Source organism: gamma proteobacterium symbiont of Axiagastus rosmarus, from assembly GCF_059730925.1.
In genome coordinates this window covers 80,324-103,576 of the sequence record NZ_AP035926.1, presented here as the reverse complement: position 1 = coordinate 103,576, position 23,253 = coordinate 80,324, and the positions used below count along the sequence as shown (strand labels likewise).

Genomic DNA, 23,253 nt, shown 5'->3' with positions numbered 1-23,253 from the left:
ATGGACGCCTTTATCCAAAAGCACTCGCTTTACCGCCGTTGGCAAAGCAAATGCATACACTTAATAGGGTAAAGCAAACTGCATGCCAGCTTTGAAACGGCCCTGCGCGTGGCGATCAGGGCTTTCGCCGGGCTGGTTTTTTAACCGATTTTGCACGTTTGTGACGCAGACCACGCACAAGCATTGTGCAGCTAACGCTTTAGAGTTATCTCTTCATTGTGGCTGCCACCGTGACGATCGCCTGGGCGATTTCCGGTAGCCGTTTATTCTGATCCATCGCGCTTTTACGCAGCCGTTGCCAGGCGTGCTCTTCACTCAGCCCATGCTGCTGCATCAGCCAGGTTTTGGCCTGGTCGAGCAGTTTGCGCTCTTCCAGCGTGGCGCGCAGGGTGGCCAGCTCATTGGCCTGATGCTGTAAACGCTGAGACTGCTCCGTGATCAACGACAGCAGTGAACGACCCAGCTGGGGTGCCAGCCCGTCGCTGTTCAGCGCACCGGACTCGGTGGGCAGCCAGTCCACCCCGGAGACATATAATGTAAAATCGCAGCCCGACTGCGCCACATGCAGAGGTTCAGCTGCCTGATGCTGTGCCAGTGCGATCGCCTCGCGGCAGCGCAACATCAGCGTGGCTGACAGCCGATCCTCCAGCAATTTCATTTGGTCGATGCGCTGTGACAGCAGCGAAAACCAGTGCAGCGCGCCACTGTCGTCCCGCCGACCGTCGGTACAGGCAATGCGTCGCAGTCGTTCAATTTCACGACTGGCCTGCGCCAGCGGCTGCCAGTGGTGTAAAACCGCCTCATCGGCAAACTGCTGGAAGGTCGAAAAGCTTTGTTCCTGTGCTTCAATTAAGGCCACCATGGCGCTGCGCTGCTCCGCGCTGAATTGTCCGGCAGCAAAGCCGGCCGCTCCCAGGGCGCGTTCCTGTCCCGTCAGCTCTTTGCCCTGCATAAAGCTGAACAGCGCAATGAGCGCGCGGGTAATGTCAGGATGGCTGGCGGTGTCGGCGGCCTCAAAAACCAGGTTCAGTAAGCTACGGATAATGGTACTGAACGCCGCAACGGCCTGCGCGTGCGCGATCTGCTGTTGCGTAATCTGCTGGCGCAACGCCGGTAATCCGGCCAGGGCCTGCAGCGCGGCGGCGATCAGGTTGCAGAAGCGGCTGTATCCCGGCTGGGCTTCAACCCTGGGTAAGGCCTGGCAAAAATCCCGTTGGCAGCGCGTCACATCCTGCTCACTGGCGAGCCGCTGCTCGCCGTAAAGCCTGCCTTCTGAACATATCCACAGATTGCTCGCCCCCCGCTCGCGCTGAAGCTGATGCACCAGCTCGCTGACGGTGGTAATGAGTTTGCCGGTCTGGCGAAGGCGTTGCAGGCTGGCAATATCGCTTTGCCTTGAGGCCTGTAACCAACTCAGTGCGTCATCCATTGCTCCCCCACCCTTTGATGCCAAAAAGTGAGTCAAGCAAAAGCCGTGCCGTTTTCGTATCACCTCATTTCTCTTCACGAGAATCGCAGCGGCTGCCCGGTCATAAAAATCTTTCTATGACCAAAAAGTATCCCGGTCCGCGTGGAGACGAGAACGTAGTGGTCTAAACAATGTATTTGATTTTCTGACAAATTTCGCAAATTTACGCACAGCTGAAAATCTGAGCTTGCAAATCATGCCGTTGTGGATATGCTATATACATAGCATATACGTTTCATATAAAGGCCAGCCATGGGTATCGTCAAAATTTCGGATTTAATGCATGAGAATCTGCGCATCGCCAGCACGGCGCTCAGTCGTTCGATCAACGCGCAGGCGGAGCACTGGATGAAAATCGGCATGCTGGCCGAACTTTATCCGCAGCTCAGCCATCAGGAACTGACGCGTCTGCTGATGCGGGTCGAACGTGATGGCGGCGCTGAACTGGCGCAGCTGCTTGACCAACCTTCCTTTATTCCGCAGGGAATCGCGCAATGAGTATCAAACTGCATACCGCTGAAGAGATTGAACGGGCGCGTGCCGCCGGTCACGCCGCCGCCAAAGTCCTGGAGATGATCGCGCCCTGGGTGAAACCCGGCGTCACCACCGATGAACTGGATCGCCGCTGTCACGACTATATTGTCAATGAGCTAAAGGTCATTCCGGCTAACATTGGCTATCAGGGTTATACCCGTACCGTTTGCACCTCGGTTAATCACGTGGTGTGCCACGGGATTCCGGGCGAGAAAAAGCTCAAAGACGGCGACATCGTCAATATCGACGTGGCGGTCATCAAAGACGGCTGGTACGGCGACACCAGCCGCATGTATTTCGTCGGTCAGCCTTCGGTACGCGCTAAGCGCCTGGTTGACGTGACGTATGAATCAATGGTGGCAGGCATTCGGGTGGTGAAACCCGGTGCAACGCTGGGCGATATCGGTGCGGCTATTCAGCAGGTCGCTGAAAAGGCCGGTTTTTCCGTGGTACGCGAGTATTGCGGTCACGGCGTCGGCGAGATCTACCACGGCGATCCGCAAATTTTGCATTACGGCACGCCGGGCCAGGGGCTGGCGCTGCAGGCTGGCATGATTTTTACCATTGAGCCCATGATTAACGCCGGCAAAGCGGGCACCAGCGTGCTGTCTGATGGCTGGACGGTGGTGACCAAAGATCGCTCCCTGTCCGCGCAGTGGGAGCACACTGTCGCCGTCACGGATACCGGCTTCGACCTGCTCACACCCTGGCCGGAGGGTACCGGTGATTACGCCGCGATCGTTTAACGCCTGCCAATCGTCCAATCTGTGATCTCTATTGTAGTACAATCAAAATAGATTGTACTACACTTCTTACTCATGACGATTTATATCGCTCATGTGCAATATCACTATCGGCATAGTTAATGCTGCCGCGTGGCCGAAATAAAATGATTTTTATTTTCGGCTGCACTTCATTTATTGCTTAGCAAGCGAAACAGATCATTCATGACATCGCTACCCTTGCGCCTGTCTGCCGGCGCGGAGTGGCGTAATGCTGCGTGACGAGGTGGATATGATAAGTTCCGATGTTTCTGGTTCTACGTTGAGTCAATTAAATAAGCGCATCATCCCGTTTATCGTGATCTGTTATTTTGTCGCTAATCTCGATAAAACCAATATCTCTATCGCTGCGCTGCAAATGAATGCCGATCTCGGGCTTACCACCAGCATGTACGGCCTCGGTGTCGGCATGTTCTATATTTCCTACATTCTGTTTGAGATTCCCAGCAATGTCATTATGACCAAAGTCGGTGCCCGGCGCTGGATAGCGCGCATTATGATTACCTGGGGCATTGTCAGTACCGGCATGGCGCTGGTTCATAGCGCCAATCAGTTATACGTGATGCGTTTTTTACTCGGTATGGCCGAAGCCGGTTTTGCGCCGGGTATTATCTATTATATTTCCTGCTGGTTCCCTAAAAGTAACCGCGCACGTGCAATGTCTTTCTTTTATATGGGATCGGTGGGCGCGTCGATTATTGGTCTGCCCATTTCCGGTGCCATTCTCAATATGCATGGCATTGCCGATATCGCAGGCTGGCGCTGGCTTTTCGCGCTGGAAGGCATTCCCGCAGTGGTGCTTGGTTGTCTGGTGCTGTGGCGCTTACCCGATAAGCCCGACGATGCTGTCTGGTTAACTACACCGCAAAAACATTGGCTGCGTCAGCGCCTCGAACAGGACAATCTGGGTGTTACCCTGAATAAGAACCACTCCTGGCTGCAGGCATTAAAAGATCGCACGGTGTTATTGCTCAGTCTGGTGTGGTTCTTACAGGCGTTTGGCTCGATCGGTATTACGTTGTTTATGCCGTTGATTATTAAAAGCATGGCCGCAGAGCAGAGCAATTTTATTATCAGCCTGTTATCCGCCCTGCCCTTTGTGATGGCCTGCGTATTTATGTATTTAAACGGACGCCATTCCGATCGCAGCGGTGAACGCGCCTGGCATATGGGCTTGCCATTAATTTTATCGGGCCTGGCATTAACCGGCGCGATTTATTCGGGCAGCCTGCTGCTGGCTTATATTTTGCTGGTCTTCACCGTCGGGCTTAACTTTGCCCTGACGCCAATATTCTGGGCCGTGACGACGGAAAAATTAGCTGGCGTAGCCGCTGCGGCATCGATTGCCTTTATCAATACGGTGGCAAACTTTGTCGGACTGGGTTTACCGCCGCTGCTGGGAAAAATGAAAGATGCGACGCAAAGTTATCACTCAGGATTGCTGATTGTGGCGATAGCGCTAATTGCCGGCGGTATTCTCGGTATTATTATCGCCCGTCCATCGGGCGGCGCCGGTGCCAGCAAAACCCGCGCGCCGCATGCCGAAACCGGGCACTGAACGTGATTACGGCCCGCCTGCGGGCCTGACGCTGGCCATCTCCTCAATCACCTCGGTCATGCGCTGAATCACCATCTGCGCCGCCCGCGATAGCTGGCGCGACGGCGCAGTACACAGCGCCAGGGTCAGCGGTCGCATCACGCTGTGCCTGAGCGGTACAAAGCAGAGCTGATTCTCCTGCACCTCGGTCATTACGTCCAGCAGGCTCAGCACGCTGATGCCGGTGCCCTGCGCGATCAGGCTGCGAATCAGGCGGATGTCGTTACAGGCGATAATGTTTTCCGGCGCCAGGCCCTGCTTGCGGTACAGCGCATCGACACGTTCGTGGACCACCAGCGCGGCGCCAGGCACAATGTGTCGCTCATGACTGAGTTCGCTGAGCGACAGCAGCGGCCTCTTGCTAAGCGGATGGTCGGCGGCCATCACCACGCCCATCTCCAGTTCGGCAAACGCCAGCACTTCCAGTCCGCTCTGCCCGGCGGGATCGAGAATCAGGCCAAAATCGATTTCCGACTGGCGAATCATCTGGCTGATGCGGTGGCTGTTGTCTACCGTCAGCTCCAGCCGCAGCCACTGATGCTGGCGTGCGATATCGGCGATGGCGTCTGCCACGCTGCCTTTGGTCAGCGACTGCACCAGCCCGGCCGTGACGTTACCGCGCTTGAGTCCCTGAATATCATCGAAACGCTGCCGCGTGACGCGAAACTCACGCTGCCAGCGCATCACATCGTCATACAGCAATTCTCCGGCGGTGGTCATGCGCAGCCCTTCCGGCAAACGTTCGAACAGCGGCGTACCAAAACTCTCTTCCGCCTGCAGAATCTGCCGGTTAATGGCAGAAGCGGAAACGTGCAGTTGCTCAGCGGCTTTGCGCAAACTGCCACTGCGCGCCACTTCGGCAAAATAGACGGCAAAGCGGGAAAACGGGCTCATTGCTCACCTGTACGGTTTTTTGCAACACCTGGCTGCATTCTTGCTGATGGATTTGCACAGGCAAGCATATTAACAATGTCCTGACAAAAATGAAGCCTTCTATTTCGCCTTATGTGAGCACCTGACAGGACAACAGCATGAATAACATTACGCCTCCCGCACACTGCACGTTTGAACCTGATGACTGGCTGCGTCTGGCGCGACAGTGGCATCCGGTTGCCCGTTCCTGTGATATCGCCGGCGCACCGACCAAAGCGGTGCTGCTGGACGAACAACTGGTGCTGTACCGTCTGCATGGCCAGGTGGTGGCAGCACGCGACGTCTGCCCGCATCGTGGCGTGCCGCTGACACTGGGTTTTCACGATGAAGAGGGAATCGTCTGCCCTTATCACGGCTTGCGTTTTGGTGCCGATGGCCGCTGCAACCGCATTCCGTCCAGCCCCGATCAGCCGATTCCGGCCAAACTCAATCTGATCAGTTACGCGGTGGAAGAGCGCTTTGGTCTGATTTGGGTGTGCCTCGCGCCGGATGCTGACCAGCCCGCGCCGCTGCCCACCATGCCGCACTGGAATGATGCCGGTTTTCAACAGATCAACTGCCCCGGTTTTGACGTCAACGGCTTTGCCGGACGCCAGGTGGAAGGTTTTCTGGATGTGGCGCACTTCGCCTGGGTGCACACGGAAACCTTCGCCGATCCCAACAACCAGGTAGTGCCTGCCTATAACCCGGTCGAGACCGAGACCGGTTTTGCCGTGGATTACTGGAGTTCAGTGAGTAACTTTGCCGCTGACAGTCCGCAGCAGGCGCCGGAAGGATTTAGCTGGCTGCGTCATTTCGAGATGCATCTGCCGTTTACCGCCACGCTGACCATTCATTTCCCCGGCGAATCGCGCCTGGTGATCATGAATGCCGCGTCGCCGGTGTCGGCGCGCAAAACGCGCATGTTTGCGCCCATCGCGCGTAATTTTGACCTGCACATCCCGGTCGAAGAGGTGCACGCCTTCAATCAGCGCGTGTTCGAGGAAGATCGCCTGATGGTGGAAACCCAGCAGCCGGAGCGTTTGCCGCTCGACCTGGCTCTGGAAGCGCATATTCCTGCCGATCGCAGCTCCATTGCTTATCGCCGTGGCCTGAAGCGCATGGGCTTCGGCGAATTTTTCCTGGTGTAAGGAGGCAACGATGAGTGATCTGCTGAATGTGGTGGTGGATGGCCTGTATCGTCAGGGACGTCACAATCTCAGCGTCACGCTGGTGGCGGAAAATGGCCAGCCGCTGCCGGACTGGCAACCGGGTGCGCACATTGATGTCCACCTGCGTGATGGCCTGATACGTCAGTACTCACTGACCGGACGCTGCGATGACGCGCGCGGCTACCAAATCTGTATTGCCCGCGACGGGCAATCTCGCGGGGGATCGCGCTACGTGCACGACACGCTGCGCCCCGGCCAGACGATTGCGATTTCGCCACCGCGCAACCTGTTTCCGCTGCAACCGGCCGCTAAAGTCATTTTGCTGGCGGCCGGAATTGGCATTACGCCGCTGTACGCCATGGCGCTGGCGTTGGAGGCCGCCGCCGTGCCTTTTGTGCTGCATTACTTTGTGCGCCAGCGCGGTGATGAAGCTTTTGCCGCCGAACTGGCGCAGCGTTTTCAGCATGGATTTTGTGAAATCTGGTATAGCAGCGAAGGTCGCAGCGCACGTGATTATCCACCGGCGGAACTGCTTGATGCTGCCGCCGACACGCATCTGTACCTGTGCGGGCCGGAAGGGTTTATGACGCACATGCAGCAGCAGGCGCTGGCGCGCGGCTGGGACAGCGCCAATATTCACGCTGAAGCGTTCAAACCTGCCGCCCGCACGGCTGGCGCGGAAGAGGGCTTTACCGTGACGCTGGCACGCAGTGGGCAGCAATGTACCATTCCGCCTGACAAAACCATTGCCACGGTGCTGCTGGAGCATGGCGTCGACGTTCCGCTCTCCTGCGAGATGGGCATGTGCGGCGCCTGCCTGACGCGGGTCACCGCCGGAGAGATCGATCACCGCGATACCGTGCAGTCTGACAGCGAAAAAAGCGCCCCGGAGCAGTACATCGCCTTATGCTGCTCGCGCAGCAAATCGGCGGAACTGGTGATTGATCTCTAGGGCGCGCCGCAGAATGACTTAATCCGTGCCGGAAAGCTCAGGTTCCGTACGTAGCACAATGGCTTCCTCTGCCGCCTGTGGCAGCAGTTGCAGCAGCCAGCTGGCCATCTGGCTTTCCTGCTGCAGAATGCGCCGCACAATCCTGACATCCTCCCCCTCTTCCGCCTGCTCTGCGGCCACCAGCAACGTCGAGTAGGTGGCGATTTTATAGTTACAGAACACGTAGCTGCTGACGGCCACACGGATGCCCTCTTCATCCTGCAGCATATCGCTGGCGGCCTGACCGACCGCCGACATCCGGCCTAACGACTCCTTCAGCACCGACCAGCTGCTGTCATACTGGCGCAGCAGCGTTTTCACCTGCTGCTGCTGGTCACGGCTCTGCTCAAGATACTGCTCAATACGCGCCTGCAACGCGGGATGATCCGTCAGACGTGATGCAGCCGCCTTCAGCAGGCTCTCCGCATGTTTCTCCATAGCATGCGCATCGCGCAGCCAGTCCAGATATACAGATTCCTTCGTCATGGTTTGCTCCAAAGTGAATGACACGGGCGATCTACCTCAACGGCGTCAGAGACGGATCCCTGATCGGGCAGCCCGCTTTGACCTCATCGCTTTCAGGCTGGTTATCTGAAAAATAAGCGAAGCGCTAATTAAGTCCAGGCGAACAACTTAATTAAACGTAGCAAGCAAGCCGGGCTGTGCAAGAAAGGTTTTTAAGAAATGCGACAGCGGTTAATTGTCACAACGTCATCAATTCACATTAGCGCCGCTAAAAGAACGCTTCCCTTTATGAAAGTAAAATGTTAACAATTCCCCCCCAAATGATTTGCCGGAATAAATCAGCTGAAATTGACTCATCGTTAAACAACCAACGTGCTGTAAATTAAAAGTTAAGATTATTCCTGGCTTGATTATGGTAAAAACATCGCTACATTTATTTTTGCTTCATGCGGGTATGAACAGAGAGGAAAAAATGAAGGATCCAAAGAAGAAACCTGAAGAGGAAGAAAAAGTGACGCAACGTCGTGGGGGTTCAGGCAACTTCGCCGCCGATAAGGAGCGCGCGGCTGAAGCAGGCCGCAAAGGCGGTCAGGTCAGTGGTGGTAACTTCAAAAATGACCCACAGCGCGCCATTGAAGCCGGCAGGAAGGGAGGAAAGATCAGTCGTCGTAAATAACTACTCCCCATCTTTGTATTGATTTAACCTCGATAACTTTTGCACTGTGCTCTCCTGACATCGCGTTTACGCTTCGCTTAAACGCACGTCTAACCTTGTCAGGAGAGTAATTTTCCCATCCGAAAACAATTAATCGATCAAATCTTCAGCGATCCTGCGTTATTTACCGCTTCGCTTATCAGCGACCGCTTTTCAGTTTATTTATCCCAAAATTAAATCATTGATTATCTAACTATCAGCTTCAGGCACCCTATATTTGTACAAGCCACGCAGAGTTGTACACTTTTATTTAATCTGCGTTAATTACCCGGGCTGATATATATACACAAGCTTACAATTGGCTAACTCCGCAATATTTAAGGAATTATTGCATACGCAATGCACCTTACATGGATTAATTACCCGCTATCCGCTTGATATCACCCCGCTTTTAGCTAAATTCTCCATTCACGCTCACTATTGCGTCGCTATTAACCTGACGCTAAGGGAAACGCATAAACGCTGACCTCAATGACTGTATTGCGCTGTGCTATCGCTGCGCGACCGCCTGCGACCACTGTGCAGCGGCTTGTCTGCTGGACGCTGACGCCAGTGAGATGAGCGTCTGCATTAGCCTGAATCAGCAGTGCGCGGCGCTGTGTCGCGTAACCGCCCAACTGCTGGCTGCCCAGAGTGAACTGAGCGAGCAGCTCTGTACCATCACGTCGATGGCCTGTCAGCTGGCCGGCTGGGAGTGCCAGAAGCACCAGCATCCGCACTGTCAGACCTGTGCTGAAATTTGCCTGCAATGCGCAGATAGCTGCATGACGGTGGGCATGGCGGAATAAGGGATTGAGGTACCGGGCGGGCGGTGGCAGGTCGCCAGTGCGGCGACTGGCGACCTGGCTTAATGATCCTGCATCACCAAACCGCCATCGACATACAGCGTCTGGCCGGTGACAAATTCGCTCCACGCTGATGCCAGAAACAGCACCGGCCCGGTGATATCCGCAGCGCGCGCCAGTCGTCCGAGCGGCGTTTGCGCTGTCAGCGCATGGCGTACCGCTTCTGGCGTATGCTGACTGGCATCGGTGGGATACACCAGTCCCGGCGCCACGCAGTTCACCCGAATACCCAGCGCCCCCAGTTCGGCCGCCAGCGTCCGGCTAAAGCCCGTCAGCGCGGTTTTTGCGGTGATATAGCCGTGATAAGCCACCGCTGGCCGGGCGATCAAATCACTCACCAGATTGATGATACTGCCGCGCGCGCGGCGGCGCATCAGCGGCAAGGCCGCCTGACACACGTTGTAGCAGGCGTTCACTGCGCCATCAAACTGCGTCTGGTAAGCAGACCAGGACGTTTCCCAGAAGCGCTGGCGCCGGTCGGGATCGAAGCGATAAGGTGCGAAGGCATTGTTCACCACCACATCCAGTCGCCCGGTAGCGGCCTCGATCTGCTGCATCATATCGGCTACCTGTGCGGCACAGGTTACATCGGCGGCAATCGCCAGTGCCCCCCCGCCCTGTGCTTCACAGGCCGCGACTACCTGCGCAGCGGCGTCGTGATTACGTAAATAGTTGACCACGACAAACGCGCCTTCGGCGGCAAAGGCCTGGGCAATGGCGGCGCCAATACCGCGACTGGCGCCGGTCACCAGCACGGTGTGATTGCTGAATTTCATTGCGTTTCTCCACGCCCGCTCAGTCAAGATAGGGCGCATAATGTTCAGCGGCGGTTTCCGCCGCCTGTTCGATTTCGCACAGGGTGACCAGATCCAGCAGGCTAAAGCGGCCATCGTGATGCCAGCCCGCCTCCGGTGAAGTCATGTTACCCAGCGCCGTGATGCGCGTGACGCCCGCCGCCCCGAGCTGCGCCGCCAGCCGAAACAGCGTCTCGGGCGCGGCCGCGAGGCCAACGCTTTGCAGATACGCGCGCTGCGCGGCCACCCAGCTCACCGTCTCCTCCAGCGTATCCACGGCAATCACCTTCAGCGTGCGTCCGAGCGCGCCCGGTTGTAGCGGCTCCGGCTTGTCGACGTACACCACCGCCCAGGCATCGTGCTCATCACCATACAGCGTGCGGTCACCGCTCAGCGCACGCATTTCCTCCGCGTTGCGCCACGCGGCTACAGCCTGACTTTCACCCAGCGTCAGCGTCGCGCGCGGATAGCGCTGTGCCAGTGCGGCAAGTTCATGGGCGAGATAAGCAGCAAACTCCTGCGGCGACATCCGGCCACCGCGCTCAATAAACAGCGCCTGCGGCGAGTAACAGCCGGCCTGGTCATAGCGCATCACATCGTAAGCCACCTGACGCGCCAGCGCCGGACCGCGCCGCACGTCCAGCGCCGACCGCGCCACCATGCCAAAACTGATTTTGTGGCCGTGCGGCAGAAAGCGCGTGGCTGGCGGCAGACGCCGCTGCATCGCCGTCAGCACGGCTTCTCCGCCATAAGCCATCACCACGTCTGCCTCGCGGAACCACTGCTGCTCGGTGCGTTCATCACCGCCCTGCCACCATACAACGGCCAGACAGTCGCCCAGCTGCGGATCGATCGCCGCCAGCAGCTGGGCGAACCAGCCCGCCATCAGCGGCTCAGCGCTCGCCACTTTGCCCACGCTTCCCGCCTTCACCAGCAGGCCGGCAATCAGGCTCCACAGCGGCAAACCCGGCACATTGCCGGCCCAGACCTGCAGCAACAGCTGTGGACCAAACGCGCGGGCAAAGCCGCCTTTTGGCCGCGGCTGAAAATCGTCCAGCATCTGCACGTTGCCGAAATCCTCCGCCAGAAAACGCCGCAGCTGCGGTTCACGGAAGGTTTTGAGATAGCCGGTTAAACCGAGCCGCAGCATGTCGGCGTCATAGCCGGTAACCAGCGGCAGCAACCGCTCCGCCTGCTGGCGCACCGGGTGCGAACGGTCAAGCAGGCGCGCGATGGCTTCATCAATCAACGCGGTGATGCGCGCTACGCTCAGGGTGTGCAGGTAGCGGCGCGCGTTATCACGTACGCTGGCCGCCAGCGTGGCAATCTGCGCCTCGGACAGCACTGGCACGCACACTTCCAGCGCGCTGCCCTGCTGGCCAAAGTGCAGGCTGTGCCACGCCACCTCGCTGTGGCGGATGCCCGGCAGATGGCCGGCATACAGTTTCATGCCCGCGCCTGCGCGGCAGCGAGAAACGATTCCATCGCCAGCGAGCAGCCTTTGGCATCGGCGCCCGCGACGCGGCCCAGCAGCTGAAACCCGCCGGGCACCATCACGCCGGCATCTTCGGTCAGAATGGCGGAAACAGAATTGAAATGGGCGAGATCGTGATGCACCAGTACGCCTGTCTCACCTTCCGGCACGTCCGCACCGGTCAGCGGGTTGACCACGCGCGTGCGAATCCAGTGCGGTCCGGATTTCACCGGCGGGCAGATTTCATTGCCGGCATCGTAAAACTGCGTGCTGAGTTCAGTCATGCCGTACATATTGATGCAGTGCGAACGCGGCACGCCGAGCGTCTGCTGCAGCGCGCTATAAAACGCTTCCGCCGCAACTTCACGCGACTGGCCCTTAAAACCCCCGGTGTCGAGGATGCGGCTGCCCGGCGGCAGCCTGAAACGCCGCTGCTGACGCGCCAGTTCGTCCAGCAGATGGACAAAACTGTAGCTGGCACCCAGCAGGGCATAGGGTTGGCCGCTGGCCTGTGCCTGCTCCAGCGCGGCGATCAGACGCGGCAGTTTCAGCCCCTGCGCATCCACCATCACTTCGCTGTCTGGCGTGCCACATTCTTGCATCGCCAGCGTCAGATAATGGGCCAGCGAAGAGTGCGGCAGCTCGCTGCTGTGCGGAAACAGGATCGCCATCGGCAGGCGCGGATATCCGGCCATAAAGCGCTGGCGGAAATTGATCAGCATCGAGCGATCGTAAACCGCCAGCGTGGGGTGATAGCTGCGCCCCCGGCCGGTCCCCGTGGTGCCGCTGGTCATAAAGATGTGGGGAATCTCCGCCGCCGGACGGCAGCTCAGCGTCAGATCTTTAAACGCCGTAATCGGCACCGCCGGAATCTGCCGCCACTGTTTGACCGTCAGCGGCGTACGGCCGCGCTGGCGGGCGAAACGGGCGTAAGGGAGATTGTGTTCGAATTGCCACGCGAACAGCTGCAGCGCCAGCTGGTTGAAATCCGCTTCGGTGGTTTCCTGGCGCTGCATAAACGCCAGCAGCGCGGCGATGATTGACGCTTCGGTCATGAAGGTGCCCTCTTTGGACTGCGGCATAACGGCCAGCCAGGGGCTGAGTGATGCGCAGAATTCGCAGAAAGGCGCAAAGAGGGAATGAGGGCGTGCAGTGACCCCGGTTCCACATCCCTACGCCGGTATTAGCCGGATCAGGTTCAGAGGGTCACTACGTTGCCGGCCGTGACAGCCGCGCGGGTAGAATCTCAGCCCTCTAACAGGGCACCCCTTGGAACAAGCTGCATTCTGGGGTCGGAACGGAGGGCATGTCAAGGCGGGAAGGCGCAGAACCCCCCGCTTCAGCAACGCGATTATTAACGCGCAATATCATTCACAGGAGCGCGATCAGCCCGGCTGACGCAGGCAAAGCGATCGCTGAGCAGCGGATAGTTTTGCGCATCCGGCAGTTCAAAGTGCCACCATTCGGTGGGCATGCCGACAAAACCGCCGCCGAGCATGATGGCGTTCAGCAACAGGCGATGGCGCTGCGCCTGCTGCGGCACGTTGGGATGGAACGGGTGCGACTCAGCAGACATGTCGTCAAACCCGGTCCCCATTTCCAGAATGTTGTCCGCCTCATCCACCAGCGTCACATCGATCGCCACGCCGCGGCTGTGATTCGAGCCCCGCGCCGGTGGCACCACATAATCCGCGTCCGGACAGGCATCCCACAAGTGCCACTGCGCCTGCTGCGGACGATACGCGTCCAGCACCAGCAGGCGAAATCCCGCCAGCCGGGCGATATCGCAGCTGCGGCGCAGCGCGGCTGCGGCATCCGGATGCAGCAGCGCCTGCGCGTCGCGATAAATGGCATACCCGGCGATGTTATCGGCGGTGGCGTATTTCAGATCAAATATCAGGCCAGGCAAGGTGGCAGCCAAATCGATTAATTCAACGTCCTGCACTGTACATCATCCTGTTAATTGTTAGCCGGCAGCGTAAACGGCTGGCGCGGCAGCGTGGTGAGTCGCTCTGCGCCCTGTGCCGTGACGCGCACGGTTTCACTGAAGGCGAGGCCCTGCGCTGAAATATACATGTGAAACACCATGTTTTCCTCCAGTAACCACGGCGCCTGAGGATGAAAACAGCAGCTGAAATCGCTCGGACGCGGGGTGCGCGTATACAGACCCAGCGCATAACCAGTGATGTTGCTGTAATCCTCACGCAGCCCGGCGCTGAGCACCGCCTCACGCGCGACGGCATCCACCGTACAGGCCGCAACGCCCGGCTTCATCGCCCGCAGCTGGCGATCCTGAATGGCGATCAGCTGTTGTGCCAGCGCCGCGCGCGCCGCAGAGATTTCACCGACAATCAGCGGACGCATCAGGCGCGCGCTGTAGTGCCGCACTTTAGGGATCAGCTCAACGTGCAGCACATCGCCCGCTTGCAGACGCTGCTCATGGCCGCTGGCATGCAAAAATCCGCTGTCGCCGCTGGCGATAACAATCGGTCCGGTTTCACCGCTGTCAGCACCGAGCCGCAGAAATTGTGCCGCCGCCAGCGCGGCGACATCACGCACGCGCCAGCCGCCCTGCACCTGCGCACTCAGCTGGGCCAGCGTGGCATCGGCAATGCTGGCGGCCTGGCGTAAGCTGGCGATTTCAGCCTGAAATTTGACGCTGCGCAGCCGGTCGCTGAGACCGCTGACATCACACCAGCGCACCCCGGGCAGATGGCGCGCCAGCTGCTGCCAGCTATGCACCGTCATGCCGTAGGATGCATAATCCGCGCCCAGCCGCGCCCGCTGATAGCCTCGCCGCGTCAGGCTTTGCGCCACCGCCAGCCACGGATCGTCTTCATCACGGTACGCGTCAATCGCCAGCTGCGGTGACTGCGCGCGGCACGGCGCGGCATCCAGCTGGCGCAACACCATCCACGGTTCGTCCTGCAACGGCACCAGACAGGCACGATAACGCGTTTCCGACACGGTATAACCGGTTAACCATGCCAGCAGTTCGCCATGATCGATCAGCATCACCTCAATGTCGGCGGCGAGCATGGCGCTGCGCAGCCGTGAGAGCGCGTCGGCGATCATGACGCCGGTTCAACCGGCTGGCAGATGTCGAGGATCGCCAGCAAATAGATACGCACCATATCGAGAAATTCACTGATCTCAACGCGCTCGTCCGGCATGGTGTTGTACTTGCCGCCGGGCCCGCACACGATGCCCTCCATACCCGCATGCTGATACAGGTGCGCCGCATCGGTACCGTAGAAGGCGGGCGGCGTGATCACCCCGGTGGGCTGCGGCGTGCCGCGCACAGTCTGCCAGCCGCGATTGACCGCTTTAACGATTGGCGATTCCGGCGACACCTCAAACGGCAGCATGGTGGGTTTATCGCGCAGGCCGTCATCAAACAGCTGCGCCTGCAGACCCGGATAGCGCTGGCACAGTGCATCCAGCAGGGCCTGCAGATCGGCCAGCACGCCGTCCACCGTTTGCCCCGGCGCAAAGCGAGCGGAGCCTTTCAGGCGGACAAAATCAGCGACCTGCGGCGGCCGCCACTCCTGCAAATCACGCCCCAGCGCACCGTGTACGGTGCCAATATGACCACGGTTAATTTTGCGGTGTTCTGCGCTTTTCGCTCCGCTGAAAGTGATGTTATTGATCTGCGGAATCAGTTCGACCGCCGCCGCAATCGCGTCGACCGCCTCCTCACGCTTTGACAGATGGCGCGTATCGCCGGTCAGTTCAATGGTGAACATCAGCGAGCCGGCATGCATGGTCAGCGCCTGTAAATCCGTGGGTTCGGCATTGATGAAATAGTCGGCGCGTATACCCTGCTCAATCGCCGCCAGCGTACCGATGCCGCCCTGTAACTCGCCGACCACATAAGTGAGGATCACGTCACCCCTGAGCTTCACGCCGGCATCAATCAACGTCTTCAGCGCGCAGAAATAGGCGGCATCGCCCGCTTTCATGTTAGAAACGCCGATGCCGTAAATAAACTGCTCGTCGATTTTTCCCGCCCAGGGATCGACGGTCCAGCCTTCGGTGACCGGGTTGGTATCAAGATGACCGTTGAACAGCAGGCTGTGGCCGCCTCCGCTGCCGGTCAGCCGCCCAATGGCGTTCAGCCGATCGCCGGCCACCGGCTGCAGTTCAGTCTCCAGTCCCAGCTGCGCCATCTGTTGTGCCATATAGCGGGCTAATTCGCGTTCGCCCTCGGTGGCACTGTAACTTTTGTGCTGCACCATTTTTGCCAGGAAAGCGAGGCAGTATTCACGATCGATGTGATGAATTAACTGTTCAGGGTTCATGCGCTTCTCGTTATGCCACGGATTGGGTTAGATCAGGGATGTGCACGGCATCAAGCAGTGCACGGGTGTAAGGATGCTGTGCCTGAGCCCGCATATTCTCGCCGGGCAGCACTTCCACCACATCGCCGCGATACATCACCGCCACGCGATGCGCGATCTGGCGGATGAGATTGAGATCGTGGGTGATGAACAGATACGCCGTGCCGTAGCGACGGCGCAGCTCCAGCAGCAGCTCGATAATGGTGGCCTGCACCGACACATCCAGCGCCGCCGTGATTTCATCGCAAATCACCAGGTCCGGCGGGTTAGCGAAGGCGCGCGCAATCGCCACGCGCTGCTTTTGCCCCCCCGACAGCGCGTGCGGATAGCGGCTGGCAAATTCCGCGGGCAGCCGCACTTCCTGCAGCAGACGCGCCACCGCCTGCGCCTCGCTTTCTCCTGGTGGCAGTCCATACAGCCGCAGCGGACGGGCGATGATTTCGCCGACGGTCATGCGCGGATTGAGTGAAGCGTCCGGATGCTGAAAAATCATCTGCACGCGACGGCGATACGCCGGGTCCATCTGCGCGCGGCCATATAACGTCGCGCCGCAGAAGTCGATGCTGCCAGTGAACGGCACCAGGCCGGTTATCGCCTTACCGAGCGAAGATTTGCCCGAACCGGACTCGCCGACCACGCCGAGAATTTCGCCCTGATGCACCGTCAGCGAAACCGCATTGGCGGCCCGCGTCGTGTTCGCTTCGCGTTTCAGCAGCCGATCGAGCACGCCGTGCTGGCCATAATCAATCGTCATCGCCTGCAGGCTGAGCAGCGGCTGACTGCCGGCCGCATCCGCGACCAGCCGATGCTGCGGATCCGGCACCGCGGCAATCAGTTTGCGCGTATACGCATGCGCGGGCGCGCTGAACAGCGTGCGCGTCGCGGCCTGCTCGACGATGCGGCCCTGCTCCAGCACGCACACCCGGTCGGCCACTTTCGCCACCAGCGCCAGATCGTGTGAGATATACAGCGATGCGACGCCGGTCTCGGCGCGCAGTCGCTCGTAAAGATCGAGGATTTGCGCCGAGCTGATGACGTCCAGCGCCGTGGTCGGCTCATCAAAAATCAGGCAGTCCGGCTGGCAGGCGAAGGCGGTAGCGATCAGGATGCGCTGCTTCTCACCGCCGGAAACCTGATGCGGATAGCGCTGCATCATGCGTGCCGGGTGCTTCAGCTCGACATCGCGCAGCAGCGACTCCCCCAGTTGCTGCGCTTCGCGCGCTGACAGCCCACGATGACGGCGCAGCACTTCGGTGACCTGTTCACCCAGCGTCAGCGTCGGGTTCAGCGACGCGCTGGGATCCTGAAAAATCATGCCAAGCTTTTTACCGCGCAGCGCCATCAGTTGGTGCGCTGGCAGCTGCAGCAGGCTTTCGCCGTTCAGCCGGATATCACCCGCCTGCTCGCGTGCGTTACTGGCCAGCCAGCGCATGATCGCCCAGCCAAGGGTAGTCTTGCCGGAGCCGGATTCCCCCACCAGCCCCAGCACTTCGCCCGGCATCACCTGCAGGGTGATATCGCGCAGTACCGGCAGCGAATGGCCGCGCGCTAACGCATAATCGAGGCTGTAATTGTCCACCGACAGCACCGGGTTGTGCGGACTCTTCATTTGTGGCTCCCTGGATTTAACACATCACGCAGGCCATCACCCAGCAGGTTGAAGCCAATCGCCACCAGCGCGATAGCCAGACCGGGGATCATCATCATCCACGGTGCTTTAAAGAAATAGCTGCGCGCCTCGGACACCATCAGCCCCCACTCCGGCTCGGGCGGCTGCGCGCCGAGGCCGAGAAAGCTCAGCGTGGCAAACAGCATGATGGCGAATGCCACGCGAATGGTCGCTTCCACGATGATCGGCGCGAGAATGTTCGGCAGCATTTCGCTCAGAATGATGTAGTAACCCGCTTCGCCGCGTGCGATGGCGGCGCTGATGTAGTCCTGCTGACGCGCCGCCAGCGCCACGCTGCGCGCAATGCGCACCATGCCCGGCACGAAGGCGATGGTGATAGCCAGCACGGCGTTCATGCTGCTCTGCCCCAGGGTGCTGACAATCAGCAGCGCAAACAGCAGGCTGGGAATCGCCATCACCGCATCCATGGTGCGCATCAGGAATTCATCCACTTTGCCACCCAGGTAGGCGCTGGCGGTGCCCAGCACCGAACCAATAACCATCGCCAGCGCGGTCGCCAGCAGCGACAGCAAAATGGTGGATCGCGCGCCGACCAGCACCCGGCTGAAAATGTCGCGCCCCAGCTGATCGGTGCCGAACCAATGTTCCGCGCCGGGCGGGCGATAACGCGTCAGAATCGAGATCGCTTCCGGATCAAACGGTGCCACGTGCGCGCCGCCCGCCACCATCAGCAGCGCCAGCAGCAGAATCAGCACACCCGCCGCACCCTGCGGCGAGCGCAGTAATCGTTTCAGTATTTCAGGCATAGGAAATCCGCTTATCGAGCATGACGTAGGCCAAATCCGCGAGGAAATTCACCACGGCATAGGTTGCCGCGAGGATCATCACGCCGGCCTGAATGGTGGGCAAATCGCGCGCCTGTACCGCGACAATCAGCTCCCGGCCAATACCGGGAATGGCAAAAATCTCCTCCACCACCACAATCCCGCCCAGCAGATAGCCGACGTCGAGCGCCACAATGGTGATGGTGGGCAACAGGCCATTGCGCAGTGCATGGCGCCACAGGATGCGCCGGCGCGACAGGCCTTTCAGCCACGCGGCGCGAACGTAGTCGGTGTGCAGCACGTCAACCATTTCTGAGCGCACCATGCGCGAAACGTGTGCCACCAGAATCAGCGCAACGGTGATCGACGGCAGAATCAGGTGCTGAATACCGCTGATAAAATTTTCGCTGAGCGGCACGTAGCCGGTAGCGGGCAGAATCTGCCAGACATCGGCAAACAGCAGCAGCACCAGCGTGGCGGTGACGAATTCCGGAAACGAGATGCCCATGTACGAGATCACACTGACCAGCACATCGGCAGTCTTACCGCGACGCACGGCCGCCCAGATGCCGAGCGGAATGGCGATCACCAGCATCAGCAACAGGGCGCACAGCGCCAGCAGCAGCGAGCGCGACAGCGCCGTCAGCAGCGTTGGCCCGACCGCCAGGCCATTGCGCATCGACACGCCAAAGTTGCCCTGCAACGCCTGTGTCAGCCAGTGCCAGTATTGCAGCCAGGCGGGCGCATCCAGCCCAAGCCGCGCCCGCACCGCCGCCAGCGCTTCCGGCGTGGCGTTTTGTCCCAGCAGCGTGACCGCGGCATCGGCGGGCAGCAGCTGAGTGATGCCAAACACCAGCAGCGACACCACCAGCAGCGTGTAAATCATCAGCAGCAGGCGTTTAAGCAGGTAACTTGCTGTCACGGTCGCTCCTTACAGGCTGCGCTTTGGCGCGTTAGCGGTCAGCCAGACATGATCGAGGCGGAACACCGCACCGCGCGGATGCAGATGATAGCCCGCCACGTGCTCACGACTGGCAGCCAGCAAATCAAAGAAGGTCGGGATTAACGAGGGCACCTCGTCGTGCATCAGCTGCTGCGCTTTGCCGTACAGCTGGGTGCGCAGCGTTTCATCATTGGTTTCGCGCGCCGCCATCACCGCACCGTCGAAAGCCGCATTGTTCCAGCGCGTTTCGTTCCACGCCGCCGTTGAGGTATAGAGCAGAGAAAACACCGCATCTGGCGTCGGCTGCATGTTGTAAAAGCCGACGTAGAAATTGCCCTTCTTCCACACCTGATCGAGATAGGTGCTGTGCGCCATGGTCTGCACATTGATACGGAAACCGCCCGGTTTCGCCATCTCCCGCAGGGCAACCCCCAACTGGGTGCGGGTTGACGGCTTGTCTGAGGCGATAAGCGTTAAATCCAGCCCATTGGGATAACCGGCCTCCGCCAGCAGCGCTTTGGCCTTGCTGTAGTCCAGCGCTTTTTGCGTCAGCTGCGCGTAATACGGATAAGCGGCGTTGATCGGCGTGTCGTTACCCGGCGACCCCAGACCGTCTGCGACAAAATCCACTGATGCCTGGCGGTCCACGCATAACGCCAGCGCCTGGCGGACGCGCACATCATTAAACGGCTTTTGATCGCAGCCCATGTTGACGTTAAGAAACTGACCGGATGCCACGCGCAGCGGCAGCACGCCCGCCGATTTGGCTAAGCGGGCAAACTCGCTCGACTGCGCACTCAGCATCAGATCGGTATCGCCGGCGATCAGCGCGGAGCTTTCAGCGATAGCGTCGGGATACACCACCACTTCCACGCCATCCAGATACGGCCGCGTGGCGTCGTAATAGTGCGGGTTGCGTTTCACCACGATTTTGCGTTCCGGATCGTAAGACACCAGCTGGAACGGCCCGGCCCCCAGCGAGGCGCTACTCAGCTTGTCGTACTGCCCCTGCGCGATATGCGCCGGGATAATTTTGGCATCCGGATAGGCCAGCATCACCGGCAGATCGGCATAAGGCGCCTCGGTCTCAATCAGGATGGTGTTGTTGTCTTTGGCGCTTACCGTTTTAATCGGGCCGATGTTGTGCAGCGCCGGTGAGGCGTTTTTCGGGTCCAGCAGTGCCTGCAGGCTGGCGACCACGTCCGCTGCGGTGAGCGGCGAACCGTCGCTGAAGCGCAGATCGGGCCGCAGCGTGAAGGTCCACTGGGTTAAGTCGTCGTTCGGCTGCCAGGACTGCGCCAGATCGCCTTCCGCTTTCATCGCCTGCGTCAGGCGGGTTAAGCCGCTATACAACAGCTCTGCCACCAGATATTCCGGATTAACCCGCACCTGATGGGGATTGAGCACGCTGACCGCCTGGTCAACGCTGATGCGCAATACGCCACCTTTACGCGGCGTGCCGCCCGGGGTCGCGCTGGCAACGGCGGCAGCCGAGGCACTGAATGACCAGGGCAGCAGCGCCGCTCCGGTCAGGGCGGTTGAACTGGCGATAAACTGTCTGCGGTTTAACCCTTTCATGGCGCACATCTTCTGTTCCTCGTTGGTTTATTAATTACCTTGGGTTGGCTGAAAATCATTGGCGAGATACGCCAGAATCGACTGCGAAAGTGCAATAACATCTGTCATCGTGGTGTATTCATCGGCGGCATGAATGCGGTTATCGGGACGGGCAAGTCCGCCCAGCAGAATTTCCTGAATGCCGGCCTGCTGTACCCAGCCCATATCCGAGCTGGTGGCGGATCCCCAGGCTTTGAATTCTGCTGGCGGGAAGCCGAAGCCCTGGCTGAGCGCCGCCTGCCAGCGCGGCCAGTGCGGACCGGTGGGATCGGCGACCGGCGCCAGATGGCCAATCAGTTGTAGCGTGACGTCACTGGCGGCGCTGCCCTGCATCGCCTTATCCACGCACTGCGTCAGCTCCTGCCACACGTCGGCAAAAGGCTCTTCCGGCGCATAGCGGCGATTAACCAGCAGCTCGAAGCGTTCCGGAATGGTGGAGCCTTTACTGCCACCGTGCGCGGCGGCCAGCGTCAGTAAGGCGGTGAGCGGCTGGCCCTGATAATGCGGCGGCGCGGGCATTGCCGAAACCCGCTGTTCCACCTCGCCTTTCAGCTGATACAGCGCATTCATCAGCGGAAGCGCAGCCTCAATAGCATTGATACCCTGCAGCGGATCGCCGGAGTGCGCCGAGCGGCCGCTGACGATAATTTTGATATCGATACTGCCAAAGCAGCCGGCCCAGATGCGCGGCACCGCGCCGCCGTTGAAGCTGAGCAGGTGACCGTGAAATAACTGCTGCTCCGCCAGATAACGAATACCGGGATAAAGGCCGCCCTCTTCATCGGTACAGAGTAAAAACACCGGGTTATAGCGCAGGCTGAGCTGATAGCGCTGCGCGGCCCGCACCGCAGCCAGCGCGGCCACGATGGTGCCTTTCATGTCCGCGGCGCCGCGTCCGAACAGCTTGTTTTCCGCCACGCTGAGCGCCAGCGGCGGAAAGCGCCAGCCATCACCGGCCGGAACCGTATCGGTGTGAAAGTAGAGATTGCAGTTTTCAGCCGCGCCGGCATCCAGCGCGGCCAGCAGATTCACCCGCTCGCCCTGCGCGCTGCCGTCCGGCGTCTGCCACAGCGCGTCGGGCACCGAAACGCGCTGCAGGTTAAAATGCAGCGGCTGCAGCATCGTGCTCAGCAGGTCGGCGAATGCTGCGTAACCCAGTCCGGGCGGGAAGCAGGTATCCACCGCCAGCATGTGTTGCAGATCGTCAAGAATCTGCGCCTGATCGTCGGCGATATGGGTCAGAGCGCGCTGTAGTGATGAATTTTCCTGCATAAACTGTTCACTTATTGTATTTCTATATAGTTTATAGATAATGCAAATGAACAGCTGGGGTCAATCGGTAATCGGAAACATGCAAAAAAACTATGACGCGCACGACGTTCCTCAATTCAGTCGCCTGAACGAAGGCGAAGGCGCTCCGCTGTACGAAGTAGTGAAGCGCCATATCAGTGAATCCATCCTGCAGGGCGAACTGCCGGCAGGCACCATTTTGCCCAGTGAAAACAGTCTGGCGGCGAAGTTCGGTGTCTCGGTCGGTACGGTGCGCAAAGCGCTGGCGGCGCTTACGACGGAAGGGATGCTGATGCGCCGGCGCAAAACCGGCACGGTGGTGACCGGCTGGGCGCCGCTGCATAACCTCAGCCATTTCTTTCACTATTTTCGTCTGCATGACAAATCGGGCGGTTTGCTGCAGTCGGAAACGCGACTGCTGGAGTATCAGCACAGCCGCGCCAGCGCCGACGAGGCCGATAAGCTGCAGATCGCACCAGGTGACGCAGTGATTCGCCTGAAACGCCTGCGCCGGGTGAAGGGCATTGCGGCCATGCATGAAACGCTGGTGCTGCCCGCCGCGCGTCTGCCCGACTTTCCACCGGCGGAACAGCTACCGCAGCTGCTGTATCGTTACCTGTTTGAGCAGTACGATGTGCGTGTTGCGGCGGTACGCGAGCAGATCAGCGCTACGCTCGCTACAGAAGAAGATGCCAGCCTGCTGGAACTTGCTCTGCCGCACGCGGTGATGGTGATCGATGAGGTCTCATTTGATCAAAGCGCCACGCCGGTGATTCTTGCGCATCACCGTTTCAGCACTGAACACTTTATGTATGTCAATGAGATACGCTGATTACGTAGATGTTTTACTGTAAGGTGTT

Annotated in this window: 22 protein-coding genes and 1 riboswitch; of the genes, 8 read left to right on the top strand and 14 right to left on the bottom strand. The window is 59.4% G+C overall.

Annotated elements, in window-relative coordinates:
- Positions 1-205: 205 nt before the first annotated feature.
- The gene (locus AC6I8F_RS19930) at positions 206-1,429 is read right to left on the bottom strand and encodes a nitrate regulatory protein (protein ID WP_021508714.1); all 1,224 of its coding nucleotides are present in this window, start codon (positions 1,427-1,429) and stop codon (positions 206-208) included.
- Between the two features lie 291 nt (positions 1,430-1,720).
- On the opposite strand from AC6I8F_RS19930, the gene AC6I8F_RS19925 reads away from it, so the two are divergent.
- The 3 genes from AC6I8F_RS19925 to AC6I8F_RS19915 all read left to right on the top strand — a co-directional run bounded on the left by AC6I8F_RS19925 (position 1,721) and on the right by AC6I8F_RS19915 (position 4,342).
- Positions 1,721-1,966 (top strand): ParD-like family protein, encoded by a 246-nt coding sequence (locus tag AC6I8F_RS19925; protein WP_010615787.1) that lies wholly within the window; start codon positions 1,721-1,723, stop codon positions 1,964-1,966.
- Positions 1,963-2,748, top strand: coding sequence for a type I methionyl aminopeptidase (gene map, locus AC6I8F_RS19920; protein WP_150059739.1), 786 nt, complete (start codon positions 1,963-1,965; stop codon positions 2,746-2,748). Before AC6I8F_RS19925 ends, map begins: the two co-directional genes overlap by 4 nt.
- Positions 2,749-3,016: 268 nt before the next feature.
- Complete coding sequence (locus AC6I8F_RS19915) at positions 3,017-4,342, top strand: MFS transporter (protein ID WP_249219514.1); 1,326 nt, start codon at positions 3,017-3,019, stop codon at positions 4,340-4,342.
- 6 nt (positions 4,343-4,348) lie between these two features.
- Here AC6I8F_RS19915 and AC6I8F_RS19910 read toward each other — a convergent pair whose 3' ends face one another.
- A complete protein-coding gene (locus AC6I8F_RS19910; RefSeq protein WP_498008363.1) occupies positions 4,349-5,275 on the bottom strand; it encodes a LysR family transcriptional regulator in 927 nt (308 codons plus the stop codon).
- Between the two features lie 137 nt (positions 5,276-5,412).
- Here AC6I8F_RS19910 and hpxD point away from each other — a divergent pair, with 137 nt between their 5' ends.
- Positions 5,413-6,444 carry a molybdenum cofactor-independent xanthine hydroxylase subunit HpxD gene (hpxD, locus tag AC6I8F_RS19905; protein ID WP_059011986.1) on the top strand — a complete coding sequence of 344 codons (1,032 nt, stop codon included), beginning with the start codon at positions 5,413-5,415 and terminating at the stop codon, positions 6,442-6,444.
- 10 nt (positions 6,445-6,454) lie between these two features.
- Entirely contained in the window at positions 6,455-7,417 is a 963-nt protein-coding gene (locus AC6I8F_RS19900) for a PDR/VanB family oxidoreductase (RefSeq protein ID WP_059011985.1), read from the top strand.
- An 18-nt stretch (positions 7,418-7,435) separates the two neighbouring features.
- Here AC6I8F_RS19900 and AC6I8F_RS19895 read toward each other — a convergent pair whose 3' ends face one another.
- Positions 7,436-7,942, bottom strand: a complete 507-nt coding sequence (locus AC6I8F_RS19895; RefSeq protein ID WP_058770487.1) for a DUF892 family protein — start codon at positions 7,940-7,942, stop codon at positions 7,436-7,438.
- Between the two features lie 490 nt (positions 7,943-8,432).
- On the opposite strand from AC6I8F_RS19895, the gene AC6I8F_RS19890 reads away from it, so the two are divergent.
- The gene (locus AC6I8F_RS19890; RefSeq protein WP_010615780.1) at positions 8,433-8,597 is read left to right on the top strand and encodes a con-10 family general stress protein; all 165 of its coding nucleotides are present in this window, start codon (positions 8,433-8,435) and stop codon (positions 8,595-8,597) included.
- 494 nt (positions 8,598-9,091) lie between these two features.
- A complete protein-coding gene (locus tag AC6I8F_RS19885; protein ID WP_058770486.1) occupies positions 9,092-9,424 on the top strand; it encodes a four-helix bundle copper-binding protein in 333 nt (110 codons plus the stop codon).
- A gap of 59 nt (positions 9,425-9,483) precedes the next feature.
- On the opposite strand, the gene AC6I8F_RS19880 is transcribed toward AC6I8F_RS19885, so the two are convergent.
- The 11 genes from AC6I8F_RS19880 to AC6I8F_RS19830 form a co-directional block, all read right to left on the bottom strand.
- Positions 9,484-10,257 carry an SDR family oxidoreductase gene (locus AC6I8F_RS19880; protein WP_498028947.1) on the bottom strand — a complete coding sequence of 258 codons (774 nt, stop codon included), beginning with the start codon at positions 10,255-10,257 and terminating at the stop codon, positions 9,484-9,486.
- Positions 10,258-10,276: 19 nt separating this feature from the next.
- Positions 10,277-11,725, bottom strand: coding sequence for an acyl-CoA reductase (locus tag AC6I8F_RS19875; RefSeq protein ID WP_498028946.1), 1,449 nt, complete (start codon positions 11,723-11,725; stop codon positions 10,277-10,279).
- Positions 11,722-12,804 (bottom strand): LuxE/PaaK family acyltransferase, encoded by a 1,083-nt coding sequence (locus tag AC6I8F_RS19870; RefSeq protein WP_498029014.1) that lies wholly within the window; start codon positions 12,802-12,804, stop codon positions 11,722-11,724. The genes AC6I8F_RS19875 and AC6I8F_RS19870 overlap by 4 nt, the downstream gene beginning before the upstream one ends.
- 95 nt (positions 12,805-12,899) lie before the next feature.
- A riboswitch (TPP riboswitch) is annotated at positions 12,900-13,029 on the bottom strand.
- 74 nt (positions 13,030-13,103) lie between these two features.
- A complete protein-coding gene (gene ddpX, locus AC6I8F_RS19865) occupies positions 13,104-13,694 on the bottom strand; it encodes a D-alanyl-D-alanine dipeptidase (protein ID WP_282955313.1) in 591 nt (196 codons plus the stop codon).
- A 14-nt stretch (positions 13,695-13,708) separates the two neighbouring features.
- Positions 13,709-14,824: a M24 family metallopeptidase gene (locus tag AC6I8F_RS19860; protein ID WP_498028945.1), complete on the bottom strand. Its 1,116-nt coding sequence runs from the start codon at positions 14,822-14,824 to the stop codon at positions 13,709-13,711.
- Entirely contained in the window at positions 14,821-16,050 is a 1,230-nt protein-coding gene (locus AC6I8F_RS19855) for a M20 family metallopeptidase (RefSeq protein WP_282955311.1), read from the bottom strand. Before AC6I8F_RS19855 ends, AC6I8F_RS19860 begins: the two co-directional genes overlap by 4 nt.
- A 10-nt stretch (positions 16,051-16,060) precedes the next feature.
- Positions 16,061-17,698: a dipeptide ABC transporter ATP-binding protein gene (locus AC6I8F_RS19850; RefSeq protein ID WP_282955310.1), complete on the bottom strand. Its 1,638-nt coding sequence runs from the start codon at positions 17,696-17,698 to the stop codon at positions 16,061-16,063.
- A complete protein-coding gene (locus AC6I8F_RS19845; protein ID WP_282955309.1) occupies positions 17,695-18,525 on the bottom strand; it encodes an ABC transporter permease in 831 nt (276 codons plus the stop codon). The genes AC6I8F_RS19850 and AC6I8F_RS19845 overlap by 4 nt, the downstream gene beginning before the upstream one ends.
- Positions 18,518-19,465, bottom strand: a complete 948-nt coding sequence (locus AC6I8F_RS19840; RefSeq protein ID WP_021508731.1) for an ABC transporter permease — start codon at positions 19,463-19,465, stop codon at positions 18,518-18,520. The genes AC6I8F_RS19845 and AC6I8F_RS19840 overlap by 8 nt, the downstream gene beginning before the upstream one ends.
- A gap of 9 nt (positions 19,466-19,474) precedes the next feature.
- Positions 19,475-21,073 carry an ABC transporter substrate-binding protein gene (locus tag AC6I8F_RS19835; protein WP_282955308.1) on the bottom strand — a complete coding sequence of 533 codons (1,599 nt, stop codon included), beginning with the start codon at positions 21,071-21,073 and terminating at the stop codon, positions 19,475-19,477.
- A 21-nt stretch (positions 21,074-21,094) separates the two neighbouring features.
- Positions 21,095-22,375: a M20 family metallopeptidase gene (locus tag AC6I8F_RS19830; RefSeq protein WP_498028944.1), complete on the bottom strand. Its 1,281-nt coding sequence runs from the start codon at positions 22,373-22,375 to the stop codon at positions 21,095-21,097.
- A gap of 79 nt (positions 22,376-22,454) precedes the next feature.
- Here AC6I8F_RS19830 and AC6I8F_RS19825 point away from each other — a divergent pair, with 79 nt between their 5' ends.
- The gene (locus AC6I8F_RS19825; protein WP_104187723.1) at positions 22,455-23,225 is read left to right on the top strand and encodes a GntR family transcriptional regulator; all 771 of its coding nucleotides are present in this window, start codon (positions 22,455-22,457) and stop codon (positions 23,223-23,225) included.
- Positions 23,226-23,253 lie beyond the last annotated feature (28 nt).